Source organism: Halioglobus sp. Uisw_031 (genome assembly GCF_047729875.1).
Lineage (GTDB): Bacteria > Pseudomonadota > Gammaproteobacteria > Pseudomonadales > Halieaceae > Marimicrobium.
In genome coordinates this window covers 2,203,756-2,225,586 of record NZ_CP159826.1, presented here as the reverse complement: position 1 = coordinate 2,225,586, position 21,831 = coordinate 2,203,756, and the positions used below count along the sequence as shown (strand labels likewise).

General features: G+C 50.1%; 21 protein-coding genes. 12 read left to right on the top strand and 9 right to left on the bottom strand.

Annotated features, from left to right (window positions below):
• The first annotated feature begins 297 nt into the window (after positions 1–297).
• Positions 298–858, top strand: a complete 561-nt coding sequence (locus tag ABXT62_RS10120) for a prolyl hydroxylase family protein (protein ID WP_415355136.1) — start codon at positions 298–300, stop codon at positions 856–858.
• A gap of 117 nt (positions 859–975) precedes the next feature.
• On the top strand, positions 976–2,013 hold the full coding sequence (locus ABXT62_RS10115; protein ID WP_415355135.1) for a Coq4 family protein: 1,038 nt from the start codon (positions 976–978) through the stop codon (positions 2,011–2,013).
• 217 nt (positions 2,014–2,230) lie between these two features.
• On the opposite strand, the gene ABXT62_RS10110 is transcribed toward ABXT62_RS10115, so the two are convergent.
• The gene (locus tag ABXT62_RS10110; protein WP_415355134.1) at positions 2,231–2,383 is read right to left on the bottom strand and encodes a hypothetical protein; all 153 of its coding nucleotides are present in this window, start codon (positions 2,381–2,383) and stop codon (positions 2,231–2,233) included.
• Between the two features lie 440 nt (positions 2,384–2,823).
• Here ABXT62_RS10110 and ABXT62_RS10105 point away from each other — a divergent pair, with 440 nt between their 5' ends.
• The 4 genes from ABXT62_RS10105 to ABXT62_RS10090 all read left to right on the top strand — a co-directional run bounded on the left by ABXT62_RS10105 (position 2,824) and on the right by ABXT62_RS10090 (position 5,671).
• Positions 2,824–3,165, top strand: coding sequence for a PBPRA1643 family SWIM/SEC-C metal-binding motif protein (locus ABXT62_RS10105; RefSeq protein ID WP_415355133.1), 342 nt, complete (start codon positions 2,824–2,826; stop codon positions 3,163–3,165).
• A gap of 115 nt (positions 3,166–3,280) precedes the next feature.
• Positions 3,281–3,709, top strand: coding sequence for a DoxX family protein (locus ABXT62_RS10100; RefSeq protein WP_415355132.1), 429 nt, complete (start codon positions 3,281–3,283; stop codon positions 3,707–3,709).
• 4 nt (positions 3,710–3,713) lie between these two features.
• Positions 3,714–4,634 carry a TIGR03564 family F420-dependent LLM class oxidoreductase gene (locus ABXT62_RS10095; RefSeq protein WP_415355131.1) on the top strand — a complete coding sequence of 307 codons (921 nt, stop codon included), beginning with the start codon at positions 3,714–3,716 and terminating at the stop codon, positions 4,632–4,634.
• A gap of 62 nt (positions 4,635–4,696) precedes the next feature.
• Positions 4,697–5,671: an aldo/keto reductase gene (locus tag ABXT62_RS10090; RefSeq protein WP_415355130.1), complete on the top strand. Its 975-nt coding sequence runs from the start codon at positions 4,697–4,699 to the stop codon at positions 5,669–5,671.
• Between the two features lie 40 nt (positions 5,672–5,711).
• Here the strand turns inward: ABXT62_RS10090 and ABXT62_RS10085 are convergent, their stop codons facing one another.
• Complete coding sequence (locus ABXT62_RS10085; protein WP_415355129.1) at positions 5,712–6,761, bottom strand: MBL fold metallo-hydrolase; 1,050 nt, start codon at positions 6,759–6,761, stop codon at positions 5,712–5,714.
• Positions 6,762–7,112: 351 nt separating this feature from the next.
• On the opposite strand from ABXT62_RS10085, the gene katG reads away from it, so the two are divergent.
• Together katG and ABXT62_RS10075 are read left to right on the top strand one after the other, a co-directional pair.
• Positions 7,113–9,275: a catalase/peroxidase HPI gene (gene katG, locus ABXT62_RS10080; protein ID WP_415355128.1), complete on the top strand. Its 2,163-nt coding sequence runs from the start codon at positions 7,113–7,115 to the stop codon at positions 9,273–9,275.
• A 221-nt stretch (positions 9,276–9,496) separates the two neighbouring features.
• Positions 9,497–11,113: a class I adenylate-forming enzyme family protein gene (locus ABXT62_RS10075; RefSeq protein ID WP_415355127.1), complete on the top strand. Its 1,617-nt coding sequence runs from the start codon at positions 9,497–9,499 to the stop codon at positions 11,111–11,113.
• Here ABXT62_RS10075 and ABXT62_RS10070 read toward each other — a convergent pair.
• The 7 genes from ABXT62_RS10070 to ABXT62_RS10040 all read right to left on the bottom strand — a co-directional run bounded on the left by ABXT62_RS10070 (position 11,110) and on the right by ABXT62_RS10040 (position 17,069).
• Positions 11,110–12,291, bottom strand: coding sequence for a lipid-transfer protein (locus ABXT62_RS10070; RefSeq protein ID WP_415355126.1), 1,182 nt, complete (start codon positions 12,289–12,291; stop codon positions 11,110–11,112). The genes ABXT62_RS10075 and ABXT62_RS10070 overlap by 4 nt on opposite strands.
• 111 nt (positions 12,292–12,402) lie before the next feature.
• Positions 12,403–12,804 (bottom strand): Zn-ribbon domain-containing OB-fold protein, encoded by a 402-nt coding sequence (locus tag ABXT62_RS10065; protein ID WP_415355125.1) that lies wholly within the window; start codon positions 12,802–12,804, stop codon positions 12,403–12,405.
• 62 nt (positions 12,805–12,866) lie between these two features.
• Positions 12,867–14,042, bottom strand: a complete 1,176-nt coding sequence (locus tag ABXT62_RS10060) for an acyl-CoA dehydrogenase family protein (RefSeq protein ID WP_415355124.1) — start codon at positions 14,040–14,042, stop codon at positions 12,867–12,869.
• Positions 14,043–14,108: 66 nt separating this feature from the next.
• Positions 14,109–14,519 (bottom strand): MaoC family dehydratase, encoded by a 411-nt coding sequence (locus ABXT62_RS10055; protein ID WP_415355123.1) that lies wholly within the window; start codon positions 14,517–14,519, stop codon positions 14,109–14,111.
• A complete protein-coding gene (locus ABXT62_RS10050) occupies positions 14,516–15,631 on the bottom strand; it encodes an acyl-CoA dehydrogenase family protein (RefSeq protein WP_415355122.1) in 1,116 nt (371 codons plus the stop codon). Before ABXT62_RS10050 ends, ABXT62_RS10055 begins: the two co-directional genes overlap by 4 nt.
• A 56-nt stretch (positions 15,632–15,687) precedes the next feature.
• A complete protein-coding gene (locus ABXT62_RS10045) occupies positions 15,688–16,260 on the bottom strand; it encodes a MaoC family dehydratase N-terminal domain-containing protein (protein WP_415355121.1) in 573 nt (190 codons plus the stop codon).
• 437 nt (positions 16,261–16,697) lie between these two features.
• Complete coding sequence (locus ABXT62_RS10040) at positions 16,698–17,069, bottom strand: VPLPA-CTERM sorting domain-containing protein (protein WP_415355120.1); 372 nt, start codon at positions 17,067–17,069, stop codon at positions 16,698–16,700.
• A 420-nt stretch (positions 17,070–17,489) separates the two neighbouring features.
• Here ABXT62_RS10040 and ABXT62_RS10035 point away from each other — a divergent pair, with 420 nt between their 5' ends.
• From ABXT62_RS10035 to ABXT62_RS10020, 4 genes are all read left to right on the top strand, one after another.
• The gene (locus tag ABXT62_RS10035) at positions 17,490–18,413 is read left to right on the top strand and encodes a DUF5715 family protein (protein WP_415355119.1); all 924 of its coding nucleotides are present in this window, start codon (positions 17,490–17,492) and stop codon (positions 18,411–18,413) included.
• Between the two features lie 41 nt (positions 18,414–18,454).
• Complete coding sequence (locus ABXT62_RS10030; RefSeq protein ID WP_415355118.1) at positions 18,455–19,585, top strand: calcium:proton antiporter; 1,131 nt, start codon at positions 18,455–18,457, stop codon at positions 19,583–19,585.
• A 161-nt stretch (positions 19,586–19,746) separates the two neighbouring features.
• A complete protein-coding gene (locus ABXT62_RS10025; RefSeq protein ID WP_415355117.1) occupies positions 19,747–20,205 on the top strand; it encodes a VOC family protein in 459 nt (152 codons plus the stop codon).
• A 165-nt stretch (positions 20,206–20,370) separates the two neighbouring features.
• Positions 20,371–21,810: a flavin-containing monooxygenase gene (locus ABXT62_RS10020; protein ID WP_415355116.1), complete on the top strand. Its 1,440-nt coding sequence runs from the start codon at positions 20,371–20,373 to the stop codon at positions 21,808–21,810.
• Positions 21,811–21,831: the final 21 nt, after the last annotated feature.

The following is a 21,831-nucleotide window of genomic DNA, read 5'->3' as shown; positions in this document are numbered from 1 at the left end:
TTTTGCTCGGATCTATTATTGCCTGCGGCAAGTTACTTAAAGCAGATTGTGGAAGGGGGGAGGTTAATGTCATCTACACTGTTCTAGTATTGTCGGGCTAACTTAATAGCCTCTGTGGACAGCAGTATAGTATTCAGCCAGATTCAGATCCGCGTCGGCTAGATGATGCCGAAGATTCGACTGACGAACTGACCGCAGTGCTCAAAAAATTGTCAGAATTGGAGTGGTTGTCGGGCCTGTTTTGCGATATTGTCAAGATGCATATCATAGACATTCTATACTCAGAGCCTTGGGAAAATGACAGCAATAGACATTATAAAAATACCCAACTTCATCTCCGATGAGGACTGTGCAATTCTGGTCGATGCCTTTGAAAATAATGCCCTGACAAATTCAGCAAACGGCTTTTGGGACGATATGATCGTTTACCCAGCCAAAATTACAGACCGCGATATTCTTGAGCTGATGATAGATACCAGCACCCGAACCCGCGAGGCAATCCTAGACGCGTATAAGCCCAAAGAGATATTCAGCGACAGTATTATGTTGTGCCGGTGGGATGTCGGAAAACAGCTTACTCCGCACATCGACAATCAAGACTCCCATGAATACAGTACGCCATGGAGAACTTACAGTTCATTGGTTTATTTAAATGAAGATTTCGAAGGAGGGGAGATTTTCTTTCCCCGTCTTAATGAGGCGCTGAAGCCCGCTACGGGTATGCTAGTGATTTTTTCTTCAGGCCCAGAACATGAGCATGGCGTAAAGGCCGTCACTGCTGGGCAGAGATACACTATGCCCAGCTGGTATACCTCCGACGAGGCCCATAAGAATGAGTTATCTATGCCCCCGGGCTGAGATGTGTTCAATTCCCTGTAAATGTCCTATAATTATTAATGCAGCATACATATATTAGACCTATTGGTCATACGCGCGAGCTCCGATTATGGGCAGCTAGGCGCTAGGGAGATAACGATGAATCGTAGAGAAAAGCTCCAACAACTCGCCTGCTATACCGATGCAAAGACTATCAGGGACGCAGTCGTAGCGGCCAAACGCGGTAGTGGCGAAGCCAGGGTGCAACTGAGCGCGACCATGGCCTGGGTCGCCTACTCCTGCCCGGACGCCTGTCCGGCTGTGTGCGACAATATCTCCTCCGCATGGTTGGGCAGCGGCCCAACACCGGAGGTGCCCAGGAATCAAGCCGAAGCGCCCATGCCAGACAGCTTTTGGAAGGCATTCTGGGCAGTAGTTGATGGCCACGATGAGGGCTACGACGCCATTGAAATTACGGTAGCGGTGGCCTCACTGGGCGAGGCGCTCCACGAAGACATGGGGCCGATTTCGGAACAGCATGCTCTCAATCATCCGGGTGCAGCAGCGGCGCAGATACGCGACATCCCAGGTTATACTGATATAGAAGCGCTGGCCAAATGCCCCACCAATAGTTTGGGTTACGCGCTTTACCGACTCGTTTTAGATAACGGCTACGACCCCGAAGTACTAAGCCGCGACGAAATACAGCTGAATGAATTACCCCACGTATTGCACTACCTCAATGCGCGCATTCTGCAAATGCATGAAGTTTGGCATTTGGCTGCCGGGTATAGAACAACCTCTTCTGGCGAAATTGCGATCTCGGGGTTCCAACTGGCCCAGTTTGGCCATAACTATTCTTCGATGTTTCTCGCTGCTGTTATGGCCATCAGCACATTCAAGGAGCCAGCGGGTTTTGGCATTCTGATGCAAATCATCAACGAAGGCTGGCGTCACGGGCGCGAAGCGCCAGCGATGATGGATATCGAGTGGGAAGCCGAGTGGAATACGCCACTGGAAGACATTCGACAAAAGTACAACATTCCCCATTTCCAGAGTGTTTTTCCTACCGACGTACTGGAACAGGTAGACGACGCTCCCTTCTGGCGCAAAGCCATACTGATGCTCAAGCTACTGCGCTTTAGTCTGCGCCTGCGGCAGAACCCACCGGTTCCGCAGAGTCAGTTGGCGATCTAATAGAAGCAGCAGGGTGTATCCACCCAATTTCAGCACCGTTGACGGTGCCTTGGGTATAAATAGACAGTGCGTTTTGTAATCTGTGTAGCCTAAAGACACCTGACCCCGACAGGGCACATCGCTATCTGAGGGGCAGTGCGTTTACCGCATGGGGCAGAGTCCGACTGTCACGATCCGATTTTTTGGTGCTCTGGCTGTTGACGCATCAAAACCTGATTCAGCCACCGGCGATATAAACATTATAAACCCCGGCGGGCCAAAAGATCGCGTTCATCAATGCGGAACCAAATGGCTTGTCTTCGAGAAGCAAGAAGACCAAGAAAAATATCACAATCCCCGTGGTGTAAATCTGCCAGATCAATTGAAACATTTTCGGTCACTCCTTTTTATATTGGCTGACTTTAAGTATAAACGAAATAAAAGAGCCGTGGTGCTGACTCATTAGTAATTATACAACAAATCAAAGGGCTGCCATGTGTCGACAGCTTCGCAGACGGGCTGCTACACCCATGCTTCCTGCCAGATATCCCCGTGGCCCTACTCATATCTCGCCCAGGCTTAGCTGAAAAGTGCCGTTGTCTTTTGTTCATAAAGCACTTCCTAGAGGGGAAGCCAGCGCTATGGCCCTTGCCTAGACTCTCTATAATGCGGAAAATAGTCGCACTTTCAACCATTCATCAATTTTATTCACGCAGGCCCCTCCGCGTTTTTCGGGTAAATTATTTTTTAACAATATATATAAATCAATGGTTTAAGCGATAAATTCACGACGTTTTATGTGCGAATAATGTCTCGAAAAAGGACCACAGTATGTCAGATAAGTTTTTCTTCAATGGCCGTCAGGATGCACGTCAGGATGCCGCCGGGGGTGCTTACCAGACCAAAGCGGGCAGTAATGGGGGTAGTGAGAAATACCCGCTGGCCTTGCTGGTAACCAGTGAAACGCGCCAGAAGGACGTTCAGGCGCTGGTGGACGGAGCGCAGTTGTATGCCCAGATTCGTGTCGATAGCAGCGAAGGTGCCGAAGAGTCGATTGGCGAATTGACCACGCTGCTCAACAAAAGCGTTACGGTTACAGTGGATAAAACCCCAGCACGCAACGACCCCTGTAGCTGTGGCAGTGGCAAGAAATTCAAGAAGTGCTGTGGTTAGGCTCTCTTTTCGAAGCGTGAGCGGGTACTGACAAGTGCTAATGATTCCCGCCCGATATTATCCGTTACGCAGTGCGACTATACTCTACGTCACACAATAACAAGAGCGACACATAATGATGGACAACAACCTCGTCACCACTCAACGCACTTTACAGTTGGTCGGTCGCGCACTGCTCGGTTTGTATTTTATCGTCCCCGGAATCACTAAAATCACCGGTTTTGGTGAGATGAGCGAGTATATGGCGGTGCATAACGTTCCCTTTATCCCTGTCCTGCTCGTGCTGACCATCGCTATCCAGATCGGAGGCGGCCTGAGTTTGCTGGCGGGCTATCGGGTGCAGTTAGTGGCGTTCGTACTGGCCGGGCTCACACTGGTCATTAGTATTTTCATGCACAATTTTTGGGCCATGGAGGAAGGCCTGCAACAGGGGCATGAACTACAGAATTTTATTAAGAATATGGCCATCATGGCAGGCCTGCTGTATATGGCCGGTGTGACACCGGTTGCGAATGCGCTAGCAAAACAGCACGAACAAGGATGACGCCATGAAGATTGGCATTAATGGAACAGGGCTGGTACTAAAAGCCTCTATTGAAGCAATCACAGAAGATGCGCGATCAGCATTTAAGGACGGATTCTCAAGCTACTGGTTAGCAGAACATCCAACCGGAGGGTTTGACGCGCTGACGGTGTTGTCGGTGGTTGCTCAGACAGTCCCAGATATTGAATTGGGAACAGCGATTGTTCCGACCTTGCCGCGGCATCCTATGGCGATGGCAGGTCAGGCGCTGACGACTCAAACAGCGACAAATGGCCGTCTAACGCTTGGCATAGGGCTCTCGCACGAGGTGATGATGGCGCAGTTGGGAATTGGATTCGACAAACCAATACGCCACCTGAGGGAATATCTTTCCATACTGATGCCGTTGCTTGAAGACGGCAAAGTAGCATTCAAGGGAGAAACACTTTCTTGCGAGGCTGAAGTGTTCAGAACAGCCGGCCCCAGGCCCGGTGTCGTTGTCGCGGCGCTTGGCTCTCAAGCATTGAGAGTCGCAGGTACCAGAACCGATGGTACTACGCTTGCATGGGTGGGCCCTAAGACAATTGCTGAACATATCGTACCGACGATCGCTGCAGCGGCTGAGAAAGCGGGCAGAGTTTCGCCGCGCATTATTGCGACCTTACCCATCTGTGTGACTAATAACCCCGCTGCGCTTAGGGACCAAATTTCTAAAACCCTTTCTATGTATGGGCAGTTGCCTTCCTATAAGGCAATGTTTGAAAAAGAAGGGGTGAGCGAACCTGGCGATTTGGCACTGGTTGGCAGCGCCAGTGAAGTCGAAGATTGCCTAGCAAAACTAAGGGATTCCGGAGTCACGGATTATGCGGCGTCGGTGTTTGCAACATCCTCCGAGGAGCATATCCAGACCAGAGAGCTGTTATGTCGGATAGCTCAGAGTGTGTAAACAGTGGTGAGCATGTGTTTCGGAAGGAAACAGATTAACGAGTTTTAACAGGTGAGAAGCTCATGCAACAAAAAAAGTTGGGTCAGTTATTTGATGTTAGTCGTTATACATTAGGCGGCGGGGGTATTGGGCAAGTCTGGGGTTCCACGTCTCAGGGCGAGGCGATAAAGACTGTTAATGCCGCGTATGAAGCAGGTATCAATCTGTTTGATATGGCGCCCTTGTATGGTGACGGTGAGGCAGAAAAAGTGATGGGTCTGGCTTTTCCTGATGGGTACCCGGACGCTGTTCTATTGACCACTAAATGCCTGTTAGGCGCTGCAAGCGGCGTAGATATTGAAGGCATATTATCGAGTTCCCTACAGCAAAGTTTGGCGTTGCTAAAACGAGACTATATTGATTTTTTTATACTGCATGGTTATGTTGTTCCCGATAATTGGCAGACGAAAATTCCGCACACAGTGTTATCAAAAATTGCAGTTACCTCGTCGACCTTTAATCACTATGTCATTCCGGCCTTTGAAAAGCTTAAGCAGAGCGGGCGAATTAGGGCTTGGGGTGTGACAGCTGCCAGTACGCAGGTAACTAATTTGGATATTATCAGTGCGCAAAGACGCCCTGATGTTGTTCAGTGTGTGAGCAATTTGCTGGATTCAGCGGGTGGTATGGCCATTGCCGCAGAAAAACCCGACCCTCGGGCAGTCATTCAGCACGCAAGAAAGCACTCTGTTGGTGTCATGGGTGTTAGAGCGGTTGCAGCAGGCTCGCTCACCAGCGTCATTGACAGACCCGTCGCGGCGAATTCAGCAGAACAGATTGATTTTGAGCGCGCCGCACCGTTTCGCTTGATCGCTGCTGAGATGGGGATCTCTCCGGCGCAACTTGCGCATCAATACGCCTTGTCGATGCCCGGGGTTGAGACGTTGGTTTTAGGCGTCAAAAATCGGGAGGAGCTGGCAGAGTGCTTGGCAGCAGAAGCAGCGCCCGATTTAGAACTGTCTCTGATGCAGCGAATTGATGCGGCTGTTCGCGACTGAATAGACGCAGCTTTAGGAGATTTTGCTATCTCTGTTTAAGTCAGAATGCACGGGTCTCACCAATATCAAGAATCCATGCCGCGTCGCTACCCAGTTCAGAGTTTTTCGCCGCCTCGTTGAAACGCTGCGGTGGCTCTGCCAGCGGCTCATCAGACAGGTCAAACGTGCCGAAATGAATCGCCACAGCGATGCTGGCACGCAAATCGATGGCCGCACGCAGCGCTTCTTCTGGGTTCATATGTGAACCACGCATCATTGCCCTCGGTTCGTACGCCCCGATAGGCACCGCCACTAGGTCGAATGGACCAAGCGCCTCTCCAATCATTGTAAAGCCATCGAAATAGCCGGTATCTCCCGCAAAGTAAAAACGTTGTTTCGCACCAATCACCGCCCACGATGACCAAAGGGCCTTGCGGTCATCTGTCAGACTGCGTTTGCTCCAGTGTTGCGCGGGAAGACAGTGGATAGTGACGCCTTTGTAAGCATGCGTTTCCCCCCAGTCGAGCTCTTCCACATTCGCGATCCCTTGTTGCTGCAAGAGTGCACCATTACCTAAAGGAACATAGAACACCGTTGCGGGATTGCGTTCTGCCAGCGATCTCAGGGTAGGTAGGTCAAGATGGTCATAGTGATTGTGGGAGATAAGCACAAAATCAATCGGTGGTAGGTCATCCATCGCCAGTCCGGGTGCGACAAAACGACTTGGACCTATCAGTGGCACCGGACTCGGCCGATTTGACCAGGTTGGGTCGGTGAGGAAGGAAACCTGCTCCATCTGCACTAGGAGGCTAGCGTGTCCTATCCAGGTGACAGTGGGGATGCCGTGGCCGGCGTTTTCTCTTAGGAATACGCCATCGTTGGCAATTCGGTTAGGTCTCCCCCCGCCATCTCTGAAATACGTGCCGAAGCGACGCAACATAAATGGCAAACGTACCGCAAGTGAACCGTGCCCTATATCGCCGGCAGAGTTGGTAAAACGTCCGTCAGCAGCCGTTGGCGCACCGGAGGAAATACTGTTGGCTGGTTCGCCAACACTCACGGTAGAGAAAGCGATGAGAACAAATAATAATCCGCCAAAATATAGCCGCACTGATGAGCCTCAAGGATGTGGATATAAGTCATATAGTATAACGAGGGATGAGGCCGCGCATGCTGCTGGTTGACAATATCCATGTCTGCCTACCGACCGTGTTGATAGTTGCAAGCTTAATCCTTGAGCATCCAGAGGGAGAATGTACAGTTCAATCTAGAATATGAGTGACCATCGTCACAAGACAGAAATTACCATAGTTATTATCTATAGTGTCTATTAATTTTGATCATTTTACACAATTCTAATATGATTATAGGCTGTTGCTAGGAAAGGGCTAAAGGCCCATCTTTTAGCTGCTATTAGTGTAAAAGCGCGCAATATATCAAGACAAGTGAGTGAGGGATTATTATGAGCAACGAAAGCAAGTGCCCGGTTCTACATGGCCCCAATAAAGCGGCAGCAACGGGTAGTACCGCTAACCAGCATTGGTGGCCGCATCAATTAAATCTGAAGATTTTGAACCAGAATGCAGCTCAGGCGCGACCGCTTGAGGCATCTTTCAGCTATGCAGAAGCTTTTAATAGTCTCGACTTGAAAGCCTTGAAAAAAGACCTGACCGAGTTGATGACCGATAGTCAGGATTGGTGGCCCGCTGATTTTGGTCACTATGGCGGTCTCTTTGTTCGTATGGCCTGGCACAGCGCTGGTACATACCGCACTTATGACGGTCGCGGAGGAGCATCCACGGGTTCACAGCGTTTTGCACCACTCAATAGCTGGCCCGACAATGGCAATCTTGACAAAGCACGTCGTCTTCTTTGGCCCATCAAGCAGAAGTACGGCAACAAGATTTCATGGGCTGACCTGATGATTTTAACGGGCAATGTCGCCATGGAGTCTATGGGCTTCAAAACCTTTGGCTTCGGCGGAGGGCGCGAAGATGTTTTCGAGCCTGAAGAAGACATTTACTGGGGTCCGGAAACCGAGTGGCTCGATGACAAGCGGTATACGGGTGAGCGCGATCTGGAGGCGCCGCTTGGAGCAGTTCAGATGGGCCTAATCTATGTGAATCCGGAGGGACCCAATGGGAACCCGGATCCACTGAAATCTGCCTATGACATCCGCGATACGTTTAAGCGTATGGCGATGAATGATTATGAAACGGTAGCGCTTGTAGCGGGAGGCCACACATTCGGTAAAGGCCACGGCGCCGGTCCGGAGGACAAAGTGGGCGCTGCGCCTGAGGGCGCTCGTATGGAGGATATGGGCTTGGGTTGGATAAACAGCTATGGGACAGGTAAAGGTGGCGATACAACTACAGCCGGTTTTGAAGGCGCTTGGACTGTAAGCCCCACGCAATGGGATATGGGTTATTTTGACGTTCTACTGGGTTATGAGTGGGAACAAACGACAAGTGGAGCCGGTCATGTGCAGTGGACGCCAACTGCGGCTTCTCACGCAGATCAGCCGCCAGCAGCGCATGACCCATCAAATACTGAGCCGCTGATGATGACAACGGCTGACATGGCGCTGAAAATGGACCCTGAGTATGCCAAGATTTCCAAGCACTTTCATGGCAATCCTGTGGAGTTTGCAGACGCCTATGCTCGCGCATGGTACAAGCTCACCCACCGCGACATGGGACCCATTTCGCGTTACCTCGGGGAAGAAGTTCCAGGCGAAGAGTTGATCTGGCAAGATCCAATTACTGCACATTCTGGCCCCGTAATCAGTGATGCAGAAATCGCAGACCTGAAAATAACGATTCTCGCTTCTGGCCTTACGGTCGCGCAGCTCGTCAACACGGCATGGGCTTCTGCCTCTACCTTCCGCGGGTCAGATAAGCGCGGTGGAGCCAACGGCGCCCGCATTCGCCTCGCACCGCAAAAAGACTGGGGCATTAATACCTCGTCTGGTGTGGGCGCGGTGATCACAACGCTCGAAGGTATTCAGGTCGCCTTCAATGCCAGCGGCACACAGGTCTCTCTCGCTGATCTCATTGTGCTCGGTGGTGCAGCGGCAATTGAAGAAGCCAGCGGCGCAAGCGTTCCTTTCACCCCGGGCCGCGGTGACGCTACTCAGGCGCTGACAGACGTTGAATCTTTTGAAGTGCTCGAGCCCACGTTTGATGGGTTTCGTAACTACAAAAAGACCAATGACACGCGTTCAACTGAAGCACTGCTCGTGGACAAGGCATCCCTGCTGACGTTGACGGCTCCAGAGATGACAGTGATCCTCGGTGGACTGCGCGTCCTTGGAGCGAATGCAGGTGGTTCCAAAAATGGCGTATTTACCAATAGTGTTGGAACATTGAGCAATGACTTCTTTGTCAATCTGCTCGATATGAGCATTGCGTGGTCATCAATCGGCACAGATGAGGAGATGTTTGAGGGTAAAGATCGTGCAACTGGCACAGTAAAGTTTACAGGAACACGGGCTGATTTGGTTTTTGGTTCAAATTCGATCCTACGTTCTATTGCTGAAATTTATGCCTCAAGTGACTCGAAACAGCGCTTTGTGGCAGATTTTATTGCAGCATGGACAAAAGTGATGAACCTCGACAGGTTTTAATTGGCTGTAGCCCGAACGATACGTTGAGCATTGGAAGTGGATTGCCGCTTCTGCAGCCCCGCTGGGGAGGAGGGGAGGGTGTAGCGCCCCCTTCCCTGATTTGGAAATATTCTGCCATGAATCAGTCCTATCTTCAGCCACAAGCTCGTGATATCGAGCTAAGATTCTGTGTCAATAGGCTGTTAGTATGCCCTGTGATTAAAAATTATCGAGCGTAAAGAATGAACCAAGTTGATGTGAGCAAGCCTGAAAATCGCAATTTCCCGGCGATATTGCGGAGGCAGGCGATAGAAAATGGTTCTGGTGAATTTCTTCTGACGGATCAGCGGCGATTGACCTTCGCAGAAGTCGATGCAGTGACAGGCCAATTAGCAGGCGGTTTACGCAGTATAGGTGTTGAGCCGAATGACCGTGTCGCGTTAATGCTCAGCAATGATGTCGAGATGGTGCTACTGGCGCTTGCGATAAACAAACTTGGGGCGGTGTGGACGCCTATTAACGCTGAGTACAAAGGTGACTGGTTGTTAGATAATTTACTGCGTTGCCGCTACAAAGTGCTGGTGGTTGATAGCGCACTACAAAATTGTGTGGCAGCCGTGCAAAACAGACTGGGGAATGAGGCTATCGTATTGGTGGGCGACGTCGACCAATCCACGTTACTCAATCCTATAAGTTATGAAAGTCTACTGAGTGCCGCCGCCATAACCGTTGAGCGATCTGAGCTTGACTACGGTGATACGTGCTCAATTTTGTGGACCTCTGGCACCACGGGAAAATCAAAAGGAGTCATGCAAAGCTATAATTGCTGGATTCGTGCGATCGTCTACGGTGCAAGTAAGCAGTACAACTCTCGCGGCGGTGATGTTATCTACAATACACTGCCGCTGTATCATTCAGCCGCCTGGATTACGGGCATCTACCGCGCGCTGCTGGAAGGCATACCCTGCGTGATTGAGCAGAAGTTTTCTGTGACAACATTTTGGGATCGTATTAGTCAATTTAAAGCGACACAAACGTTTGTGTTAGGCGCGATGGGCGTTTTTTTACTCAATGCGCCAGAGAAAGCGGATGACGCAAAGAATACGCTGCATACAGCGGGAGTTGTGCCTCTTTCGGCAGAGCAAAGACAACGGTTCGAAGAGCGCTTTGGGCTTAAAATCACGCGCGGTGGCCTAGGACAAAGTGAGTGCTTATTGGTATGCAACCAGTTGGAAGAGCGCGACGATATCCCCTTGCACGCGTTAGGCTTCTCCGTCGATGACAGCGAAGTGTGTCTTATGGATGACGCAGGACTGCCAGTGGCCGGTGAAAAGATCGGAGAGATATGCGTCAAACCATTAGAGCCCTATGTTGTTTTCAATGGATATTTTGATGATGTGATTGCGACGCACGAGGCATTTTTTGGAGAGTGGTATCGTACTGGCGACTTGGGGCGACAAGACCCGATTACGGGCGCACTATTTTTTGTTGATCGAAAAAAAGATGCTATACGATACGCGGGTAGGAACATTTCAACTATGGAGGTCGAGAGTGTTGCTATTCGGCACGCAGCGGTCAGAGAGGTCGCTGCCTTTGGTATCCCATTGGCAGAGGTTGCGGGTGAACATGAACTGAAGCTTAACGTGGTGCTGCAAGGCGGTTCAGATTTAAGCTGTGAGGACTTGGCGGAGTTCATAAATGAAAATGCCCCACATTACTTCGTTCCTAGGTATATAGATTTTGTTGACTCATTACCTATGACGCCAACAAATAAGGTGCAGAAATTTAAACTTAGAGAGGCCGGTGTTGGGCCATCTACCTGGGATTTAAAGTTGTCCAGTTATCAGGTAAAGCGCTAGTTTTCTGCCCCTAAAAGCAAGCCACTCGTAGGTACACCTGTTCCGGCCGTGACGACAACATGCTTTACATCGTCAACTTGATTGACGGACTGCCCTCGGATCTGTCGAACGCCCTCAGCAACGCCATTCATGCCGTGAATATAGGCCTCGCCGAGTTGGCCGCCGTGTGCATTGATGGGCAATTTCCCGCTCATAAGGTGCTCTCCACCTCGCACGAAATCCTTGGCTTCTCCGCGCCCGCAAAATCCGTATTCTTCCAGTTGCATCAGTACATAAGGGGTAAAATGGTCATAAATAACCGCTGTTTGAATATCGTTTGGGCCGACCCCAGCTTGTCGATACAGTTGCTCGGCCACTAATGCACATTCTGTTAGACGCGTCATATCATCGCGGTAGTATGAGGTCATGGACTGTTGATCATCACAAGAGCCCTGTGCTGCTCCGCGAATAAAAGCCGGCTTTTGCTTCAAATCTTTAGCACGCTCAGCAGACACAACGATACAGGCAACTGCGCCGTCGGATTCCTGGCAGCAATCAAGCAAACGCAGTGGCTCGCAAATCCACCGGCTATTTTGATGATCCTCTAGCGTAATCGGTTTTTGATAAAACCAGGCGTTTGGGTTGGTCGCCGCCATTGAGCGGCCACCTACGGACACTCTGCCTAAATCTAGCGTTGTAGCGTCATATTTATGCAAATATGCAGAGGCGGCCATCGCTACCCAGGACGCAGGTGTGATCAGGCCATGAGGACTATGCCACCCGAATGCCGCAGTTTCGTGTGTTGGATCCGCGCCACGATCAGCGACTCCCGTACCAAATCGGTATTCTGAACGCTCGTTCATGGCCCGATAAACTAATACACACTCACAGATGCCAGTTGAAATAGCCATAGCTGCTTGCAACAGTGGCCCACAGGCAGCCCCGCCGCCGTAGTCGATGCGCGAAAACATTTTAAGCGCTTTACCACCGATCAGACGGTGCACTTCCATTTCGGGGTTATTGTCCATCGTATAGGTGCTAATGCCGTCCACCTCAGCAGGCGCGATACCCGCATCTGCGCATGCGGCCAAGACGGCTTCGACCGCCAAACGCATTTCACTGCGCCCCGAGTGTTTTGAAAACTCCGTTGCACCAATGCCTACAATGGCTGTCTTACCACTAATCGTTCTGTCGTTCATGCTCTACCTTATCTGCAAACTACGTCGAAATTAGATGTCGAAATGACCTATCAAAACCGCTTCTACAAGTGGCAACTGAAGCGCTTATACTGGACACGGATTGTTTTCAATCTAGGCAGGCTCAAACAGTGCCAAGGTCACTTCGTCATCACATCGCGTTATCGTTAGCTTCACTCGCTCACCGATACACACCTGCTCAGGTGTGCTATTAATGAGCCCCGCTATAATTCGCGTGCCCTCTTCAAGCTGCACTAAGATGATAGGGTGCCCCGCCTCAAACGGCGGTTGAATAGGGTGATGCATTCGTACAAAACTGTGGATCTCGCCGCGGCCACATGATTCGATCGCATCTAAGTCAAATGATTGGCAATGTTTGCAGCACGCGCCGGGGGGGTGTTGTAGCTGATCACAGTTCTGGCAGTGCTGTATCAACAGTTTACCGCCCTTTAATCCATCCCAAAAAAACTGGGTATCCTTATTGACACCGATTCTAGGCCGTAGTGCTTGCTCCATAGTATTCTCTCTTTTGTTCTAACAATCAGCTGTCTCGCTAATCCATATTGTGTATTGTATTGCTAACGCTTATAGGCCTTCATCTCTAAGCCAAAGCGGGCGACCAAGTCGCGCATCACTTCTGCGACGCCACCGCCAAAGGTATTAATCTGCCAGCTGCGGTATTCGTTCTCAAGGTCTCCTTGAAGTATTGCCCCTGCGCTACCACGCTGCAGCATGCCCTGAGCTCCAAGCACGTCCATCAATAAACGATAAACCTCGATAACCGCTTCCGAACTTCCCGCCTTAATGGCGGAAGAAAAGGCAGGGCCGGGCTCCCCGTGATCATTTTCCCATGCCGCCTGCCAATTCATTACGCGCATCGCTTCAAGAATATTGTGTGATTCAGCTAATGCGAGTTGCACCCAAGGCACGTCAATGGGCCGACCACCATCGGGCTGTGCCTCTCTTGCCCAAGCTAAGACGCGACTGTACATCGCCAACGCATTGATCCCGCAAGCGGCTAAGCCTACTCGCTCATGATTGAGCTGCGACGTGACTAGCTTCCAGCCTCCATTTAATTCGCCCGCAATCATGTTAGCGGGGCAACGCATATTGTCATAGTAAGTCACATTTGTTCTAGCGCCACCAATGGTGTGGATCGGCGAAAAAGAGTAGCCTGGTTGATCCGTAGATACCATAAAAATGGTGATGCCTTTATGGCGTTTACTTGCATCAGAGTCGGTGCGCGCTGCCAGCCAAACATAATCGGCTGCTTCAGCGCCAGTTGTGTAGATTTTGTTGCCATTAATAAGATAGTCGGCACCCTGGGCCACGGCACTAGTGCTTAGCGACGCCAAATCAGTGCCAGAACTTGGCTCCGTATAACCGATGGCAAAATGTAATTCACCCGTTGCTATCTTAGGTAAAAAAAATGACTTATGTTCTGCGGCTCCATGGGCGATTAATGCCGGCCCCACAGTGTTAACGGTAACAAAAGGAAAGGGTGCACCAGAAATGCGAGTTTCTTCAAAAAATATCAGTGATTCTTGCGCGCCGTAGCCCTTGCCGCCATATTCCTTTGGCCATCCTACGGTCAGCCACCCATCTTTTCCGATCTGACGAATAATCTCTTTATAGGCGTCACCTGCTTCTTTATTGCGTACTGCCTCCTTATTCTTCGGCGTCATCAGCTTTGAAAAATAGGCCCTTATCTCTTTACGTAGAGCGACTTGCTTTTCACTTTGTTCAAGAAACATATGCATCTAACTCATTTGAATAGGGTTGGTGGTAGGGCTCATCGAAATTATTTGAAGGCCTAAGGCTCAGGGCAGTAGCACGACAACTTCCCCTATCACATGATCACCAATAGTATTTTTACCTGTGATGTTTAACGTGGCAGAGCGCTCGGTATCGTCTTTTCTGATAATTTCACCATTCATTATCATTGAGTCACCCGGGTAGTTTGGCGCGCCCAATCTAATCGATACCTTCTTTAGAACGCCAGATGGCCCAGTCCAATCGGTAACATAGCGACCGACAAAACCGTTAGTAGTTAATATATTCATGAAAATGTTAGGTGACCCAAGCTCTCGAGCAGCATCTTGATCGTGATGAACATTCTGATAATCACGGGATGCAATGGCCCCACCTGTAATTAACTTCGCGGTGATATCGATGTTTAATTCTGGCAGTCGATCACCCACCCGGACGGTGCTAAAGTCAACATTATTCATACGGCAATCCCTAGGCCATCGTCATCAGCTAATTTTTTTCCAAGCTGCGCCAACTGCTCTTGCGCTCCGCCTAAAGTATATTCGAGCTGTTTTGCCCACAGAAAATAGCGATGTATAGGATAGTCAATGTCTGCTCCCATGCCGCCATGCAAATGCTGTGCCGTATGGCCTATTCTATGGCCAGCTTCGCACGCCCACCACTTTGCTGTGCGCGATTCGGTGGTTGCGTCTTGGCCGCTACTGATTTTATATGCTGCAAGCCAAACACAAGCGCGTAGGGATGAGTAGTCTATATAACCATTGGCAGCTCGATGACTAACGGCCTGAAAGCTGGCTAGCGGCTTATTAAATTGATGGCGTTCACTTACGTAAAGGGCGGTGCGCTTAATCGCTTCTTCAACCACACCTAATTGTAAAGTGGCTATTGCGACATAACTTCGCTGTAGCACCCACTCCAGCATATCCAAGCTTGAAGAGGGCCCAATGATTCGTCTTGGATCAATCGACATGTCATGAAAAGTTAACTGATAATGTGACTCGTTATTGCTGGCGATCTGTAGTGCGACCGTTACGATGTCTTGATTCAGGTCTAGCAGGTAAAGTACATGACCACGCTCAGTTTTCAAAGGTAATAGAATTGCTGCTGCATCTTTTGCAAATGCGACGTTATTCACGCAGCCTGATACTTTATCATCGTTAAGAGAGAGTATGCTGTTTAGCCCATTTCCTGTAGCTTCAGCGACAGCAATTGTAAGGTGTGAGTCACCCGCAGAAAAAGCAGGCAGAAGCGACTGTTTGTTCTGCATTGATCCAAATTTTTCTATCGCCTGCGCGGCAACAATACTCTGCCAAAGTGGAAGCTTTGCCAGTACAGCGCCTTGGGCTTCAAGTAACGTACTGGCCTCTAAAAAGTTCAAACCGCTACCGCCGAAATCCTCGCCGACAATAGCGCCGAGCAGTCCTGCGTCAGCCAGCACACGCCAAAGATCAGCATCGAAGCCTTCAGTCCTGGCTTGATCTAACTTGTGATAAGCGTCAGATACCTGGTCACGAAAAATATTTTGGGATAGTGCTTCCATCGAATGGTGCGTTTCTGTTTTTTTAAAATCCATAAGGCCTGTGCTCTGTTATAATCTGCTTTCTTCAGTTGGCGGTCGTTCGAGTGGTTCTAAAGCGGCAAAAGAGGTTTATATTTCAAGATGCGGAAACGCATGGTGCCAACCACCTCATCGTGTTGATTTCTATATTCAGTAAGTTGGGTGACAAAATAGCCCACGCCCAATGCGGTTGTCTTGCGCTCGGAGACAAACTCAATCGTTGAGTAGCCGCTAAGCTTATCGCCTTCACAAATCGGCTGCGCATACTCTTGTTCGCAGTTGGTTGCAACTACCGCTAGGTAACCATGTTCTGCAAAGTGTCGCATGGCAGGATTTTGCTCACGTGTATCAGACCCCGGAGGATGCTGTCCGCCAAATCCTGTCATCGTCCATGCCTGCATCATTGTGGGCGGGGCGATTACGGCGCCCGCTGGCGTACCCATAACGGCCGCCACAGCAGGATCACTATACGCGGGGTTATTGTCTCCCATCGCTTCGCACCAATGGCGAATCATTGCACGATTAACGCTGTCCCAGGCTAGAAAAGGGCCCGCTTTGGCGCCCACGCACGATCGCAATTTTTCTTCGAGAGCTGCAATTTCATAGAGTTCTGCTTCGCTAAGAGATTCCACTGGTCTGCTCAACTTGTTTTCTCCGAACAATTTACTTGCGCCGTCCGCCATGATTTCTACACGGACATCACGCAATGCTTACTACTGCGGGTTGTTAAATGTTCACGCCTTCAATGTATAAGGTGGTAAGAGGGTAGGTTCCAACCTTAAAAAATATATCAGGACAACCGCCGGCCTGCAACAGGGTTACACGGTTTTCATCATAACTAGGCCGCCACTGGGAGCCTCCGAGTTCGAGCTAGAGTAGGCGCGCAGAGCCGCGATTGGTAGACTTTACGGGCCGCATGGTTCGCGGTAACGTCGGGAGTGTCGTAAACGTCGGCATCTTTAACCCGTCACAGGAGACTATACAGACGAAGACAATCAGAAAGACGATATGTTGTTTAGATGAGGATTATATAATCAAGTTAGGATGCCAATCCTGCCGCCACCTTCGCGACACGTGTACTTCAAGATTTGTTTGTCTGCCTGCGCCTGGCGATGCTCAATAATCCGAACAGCGCAGCTCCAAACATCCATGCTGCTGCGGGAAGCGGAACTACCGATGTACTGACAATATCAGAATCGAGCACTTGCCCAAGTAGATCTGAGTCACTCGCAGAGCCCTCATTCGCCAGTCTTCCTTCAGCAGTCGGCTCGTCAACACGTATATCAATGTCCATCACGTTGCCGCGTGTCTGTGCAAGACTGCCCCCAAACTCAGCGTCCCCTGTCGCGGGATTGATCACAGCCGCTGCTGCATTGAGGGATACAGCCCCAAGGACGATCAATGCGAATGCCGCTATAATTTTGACGAGATGTTTTGCTGCTTTCATGCTCATTTTAGACTCATCAGCGATGACTCATGCACGCTGTTTTTTTTATTTGGAGGGCATATAAGGCAATGGCTATGACGCCTTGCTGTAAGCAATCAAAAGCTTTCACGACTTTAAAATCAAAAGTTAGAGCATAAAATTGCATCCCAGTCCTCCACCATAGACCGAAAATGAGTAATTGGCGAGCAGGTTAGGCTAAATTTATCGCTTATAAAGCAGCTTTTTTCAGTTTTCCCTTGGTGTTCAGGCAGGAAACGTCCGAGAAGGTTATCTAAGATGTCTCTAAAATAATTTTATTAGTAATAAATACAATAAGATACTGGACAATCGTGACAATTCACGGGAGTATTGGGTTCTAACTTAGATCAAGCGCGTCGTAGATGCTTGGCGTTACCATTTGAATCAGTGTTTACGTGGGGGAACAAAGTGAAAAATCTGATCGCCACTGCGCTTATGCTTTTTTCGTTGCTGGGCGGCAGTTTGGCGCAGGCACAGACTCTTAAGGGTTCTCCGACGTCAATCGAGAATCAATACCGCGCTGCTCATGCCTACGGGTATACCTTCGTAAAGAATTCAGGTTCGGTCCGAGGGCTAGTCAACAGTGGCCGACTGGTCAGAGTGAATGCAGATAACCAGTTGGTGTTACATGACGTCTCATTCCCTTATGTGGTTCCTGGAGCAAAAGTATTTTTGGATCGTCTCAGCGCGCAATATCACAGAGCCTGTGGCGAGAAGCTCACCGTAACCAGTTTGCTGAGACCTAAGGATCGCCAGCCAGCCAACTCTGCTGCAAAATCTGTGCATCCAGCGGGCATGGCAATTGATTTGAGAGTGCCAAGGGAGCAGAAGTGTCATTCTTGGCTCCAAAAAACGTTGCTTGCCCTAGAGAAAGATCGCGTTATTGATGTTACCCGCGAACGACGTCCTCCCCATTACCATGTTGCCGTATTTGTCGAACGCTATGAAACAAGGTTGGCAGGGATGTCTAGATCTCTGCAAGGTGGAGCTAATGGTCAAGGCTATGTAGTCCGGCGGGGTGACACGCTATCGGATATCTCTATCCGTACCGGCGTCCGTGTGGCGCAACTGCGTGCGGTAAATGGGTTAAGCTCAAATCTGATTAAGATTGGCCAGAAGCTACAGTTACCGGATACAAACTCAGTGGCGAGCGATGTCGGCAGGCCAGATAGTCTCGCGAGCAATGAAATGACGTATCGTGTTAATCGTGGTGATACGCTTTGGGATATTGCTATTCGCTACGGCACCAGTGTTCAACACTTGCGCCGAACAAACGGTCGGATCAATGATTTCCTTAAGATCGGCCAAGTGCTGAAAATTTCTAAGGGCTAGAAATAGCGCTTTCACCGTCGTTAGACTGGAAATCGGCCTATATGACAATGGAAAAATCGCAGCCTTACGCCCCGGTGGAAATTATCAGGCGGGAGTCAGGACTTATTGTAGGCCTGATCACGCTGGTCATATTCCTAGTGCTGGGTGGCGGATGGCTGTCCCAACTGTCGGGTTGGACTACCCCGTTGTTATTATTCGGTTGGCTGTTTCCGGTCATGCTGTGGTTGTCGTTTGGCGTTGTACACCATGCCGATTGTTTGGCGGTCAAACTGGGCGAACCTTACGGCACGCTTATTCTGACGCTTTCGGTGATTAGTATCGAGGTAGTTATGATCTCGGCCGTTATGCTTAACGGGGATCAGAACCCGGGGCTGGGCAGGGACATGATGTTCGCTGTTTTAATGATAGCCCTCAATGGACTCGTCGGACTCTCGTTACTGTTTGGCGGGCTTCCTCATGTGGAGCAGGCGCATAACCTGCAGGGCGCCAATACCTTTCTCGTGGTATTGATACCACTGGCCGTCCTCAGCCTGATTCTTCCTAACTTTACGGTATCCAGTGCGCTGGGCACATACTCCGTTGCGCAGATGGTGTTTGCCCTAGCCGCATCAGCGGGGCTTTACGGCGCCTTCCTAATCATGCAGACGCTTCGTCACCGAGGGTTCTTTGTTGGCCCGGGAGAGTCAGCTGAGGATGTCCACGATCATGGTGATATTGTAGTGAGGTCGGTCGGTTTCCATGTCGTGTTTCTTCTCGCCAACATGCTGCCGATTGTTCTACTGTCTAAGAGTATGGCAAAAATTATTGACTACCAGGTGATGGTGTTTAGCGCGCCAGTCGCACTTGGGGGCGTTATCATCGCACTTCTTGTGCTGGCGCCAGAGGGGTTGGCGGCGCTTAAATCGGCGGTTGATAATCGAGTGCAGCGCTCAATTAACATTTGCCTTGGCTCAGCCGTTGCTACCATCGGCTTGACTGTGCCGGTCATCATGATGATTAGTTTGACAACGGGCAACAAAGTTATTCTCGGCCTAGACCCTGTCGACAGCGTATTACTTCTCACCACAATTCTGGTGTCGGTGGTGACGTTCTCTAGCGAGAAGACAAATGTTATTCACGGCGTTGTTCATCTGGTCCTTTTTGTGGCCTACATAACTATGTTGTTTGATTGATTCAGCGTTTAAGGTATTGTGCGAATCCTGCAACCGCTCAGTCTGTGCTGGCACAGCATGGTGCTTGCCTCCGCGCCAATGAGGGGGGTTTGCGGTAAATACGACGAACGACCAACAGGAATCGTCCTCTAGGTAAAACACAGAATCGAGGGAAGTATTGTATGTCTGCATTACGCTTTAATCATATGGAATTGACGTTGCCGCCGGGCGCTCTTGAGCGCGACCGAGACGCCATTGTGACTTTTTACAGTGAGGTATTCGGTTTTAATGCGATAGAAGTACCATTATTCGACACGGCTGGTCTATTGTTGGCCACAGACGATGAGGTCAGTCAGTTCCTACTGTTGATGGAGCAGGATGAGCATCTTCACTCGCCCGGTTACGATCACCTGGGCTTCTTGTGCGAAAGTCGTGCGGAAGTTGATGACCTGATGGCGAAATGCAGGCAGTGGCAGAAAAAAGACGATCGTGTGCGCATAAAAGAGTATGAAGATCTCGTCATTGCTCCCACCACCACGCATGCATTCTATCTGCAATATCTCCTGCCGATCTGGTTCGATATACAAGTGATTGAGTATGAAGCCGGTACCGAGCCAAAGAAAACCTGGGTCTATCGCTAGGCGCACCATCATTTCTTAGCGCGCAGCGGCCAATATTATCTTGCGAGTGCTAACAATGAAATACTCCGCGTTCGGTACGGATTGTTGATACGGCTGAGTGGGCCAGCGTCGGATTGTTCAGTATTATGATCCTATCAACTTTAAACGACTACAGGCTGTCCAAGAATGCGTATTGCCATAATAGGATCAGGGCCCGCGGGTATTGCCGCGGGTCGTGAGTTGCTGAAACAAGGGTTTTCAGACTTTACAATTTTTGATGTATTGGATGCTCCCGGAGGGACTTGGCGTCTACATTCCTATCCTGGGCTGGCCTGTGACGTTTGGGCCCACTCCTACTCCTTTTCGTATGCGCCTAATCCCGACTGGAGTGCGAGCTTTGTGGGTTTCGCCGAGATACAGGCGTATCTCGCTAAATGTGCCACAGAGTTTGGTCTTGATCCGCATATGCAGTTCAATACTCGTATCGTTCGGGCTGAGTATAAAGAATCGGGTCAATGGCAATTGGAGTCGGAGGCGGGTCCGCTGGGGGTTTTTGATATTCTCATCAATGCAATGGGCAATCAGCACACGCCCCTCTATCCCAGCGTGGAAGGCATCGACAGTTTCGAGGGTGATAGTTGGCACGCGACACGCTGGAATCACGATGTGGATCTCAAAGGCAAGCGCGTGGTTGTTGTGGGGTCTGCCGCCAGCGCGGTTCAGATTGTGCCGGAGGTGGCCAAAGAGGCAGGCCAACTGACCGTATTACAGCGCTCCGCTAACTGGATTATGCCTCGAGGGCGCAAAGAATATAGCGCTGGACAGCGTTGGCGGTTTCGGCAGTTCCCCACTCTGATCAAGCTCACTCGGTGGATACAAAGTCTGCTTATGGGGCAAGTAGAGTACGCGGTGACTAATGGCCATAAGCGCATGGGCCAGTTTGAAGGTATGGTAGAAAAATTTATCAATCGCGCCATCGACGACCCCGCACTGCGCAAGGTGTTGACGCCAGACACACGCTACGGTTGCAAGCGTGGCCTAGTATCGGATGACTTCTATCCAGCACTGAATCGAGATAATGTCGAGCTAGTAGCGGAGGGGGTGGCTCAAATAACGCCGTCAGGCGTCGTGACCAGTGGCGGCCGAGAAATCGATGCGGATGTCATTATCTACTGTACCGGCTATAGAATTTTAGATTATGATCGCTTCGATGTGATTGGACTCAATGGCGCAAACTTGGGTACTGTGATGGGGGATGAACCGCGAGCGCACAAGGGCATTTCTGTGCCAGACTTCCCTAATTTCTTTTTCGCAGTCGGTCCAAACGGCCTCGTGCTAAACGTGTCTTATTTCATCACTGCTGAGCGCAATGTTGAAACGATTGTAGGGCTGCTGTCAGATCTGCGCAGTGCGGGTAAACAATCTCTTGATATAAAAAGGGAGGAGTTTCAGAGCTACAATAACACTATGGATGAAAAGTTCGCTAAATTCAGCTGGGGCTCGCCCGACTGCAACAGCTACTACACGAATGATTCAGGGCATGCCTCGTTTCTTTTTGCTGGAAATTTCAAGGAGTATAAGCGCTTACATGAGGCCACAGGGTTACAGGAATACGACGTCGCCTGACCCAAAAATAAGGCGTGGAAA

Coding starts and splice junctions, on each gene's coding strand:
- ABXT62_RS10120 (WP_415355136.1), top strand. CDS start 298: ATGACAGCAATAGACATTATAAAAATACCCAACTTCATCTCCGATGAG.
- ABXT62_RS10115 (WP_415355135.1), top strand. CDS start 976: ATGAATCGTAGAGAAAAGCTCCAACAACTCGCCTGCTATACCGATGCA.
- ABXT62_RS10110 (WP_415355134.1), bottom strand. CDS start 2,383: ATGTTTCAATTGATCTGGCAGATTTACACCACGGGGATTGTGATATTT.
- ABXT62_RS10105 (WP_415355133.1), top strand. CDS start 2,824: ATGTCAGATAAGTTTTTCTTCAATGGCCGTCAGGATGCACGTCAGGAT.
- ABXT62_RS10100 (WP_415355132.1), top strand. CDS start 3,281: ATGATGGACAACAACCTCGTCACCACTCAACGCACTTTACAGTTGGTC.
- ABXT62_RS10095 (WP_415355131.1), top strand. CDS start 3,714: ATGAAGATTGGCATTAATGGAACAGGGCTGGTACTAAAAGCCTCTATT.
- ABXT62_RS10090 (WP_415355130.1), top strand. CDS start 4,697: ATGCAACAAAAAAAGTTGGGTCAGTTATTTGATGTTAGTCGTTATACA.
- katG (WP_415355128.1), top strand. CDS start 7,113: ATGAGCAACGAAAGCAAGTGCCCGGTTCTACATGGCCCCAATAAAGCG.
- ABXT62_RS10075 (WP_415355127.1), top strand. CDS start 9,497: ATGAACCAAGTTGATGTGAGCAAGCCTGAAAATCGCAATTTCCCGGCG.
- ABXT62_RS10070 (WP_415355126.1), bottom strand. CDS start 12,291: ATGAACGACAGAACGATTAGTGGTAAGACAGCCATTGTAGGCATTGGT.
- ABXT62_RS10065 (WP_415355125.1), bottom strand. CDS start 12,804: ATGGAGCAAGCACTACGGCCTAGAATCGGTGTCAATAAGGATACCCAG.
- ABXT62_RS10060 (WP_415355124.1), bottom strand. CDS start 14,042: ATGTTTCTTGAACAAAGTGAAAAGCAAGTCGCTCTACGTAAAGAGATA.
- ABXT62_RS10055 (WP_415355123.1), bottom strand. CDS start 14,519: ATGAATAATGTTGACTTTAGCACCGTCCGGGTGGGTGATCGACTGCCA.
- ABXT62_RS10050 (WP_415355122.1), bottom strand. CDS start 15,631: ATGGATTTTAAAAAAACAGAAACGCACCATTCGATGGAAGCACTATCC.
- ABXT62_RS10040 (WP_415355120.1), bottom strand. CDS start 17,069: ATGAGCATGAAAGCAGCAAAACATCTCGTCAAAATTATAGCGGCATTC.
- ABXT62_RS10030 (WP_415355118.1), top strand. CDS start 18,455: ATGACAATGGAAAAATCGCAGCCTTACGCCCCGGTGGAAATTATCAGG.
- ABXT62_RS10025 (WP_415355117.1), top strand. CDS start 19,747: ATGTCTGCATTACGCTTTAATCATATGGAATTGACGTTGCCGCCGGGC.
- ABXT62_RS10020 (WP_415355116.1), top strand. CDS start 20,371: ATGCGTATTGCCATAATAGGATCAGGGCCCGCGGGTATTGCCGCGGGT.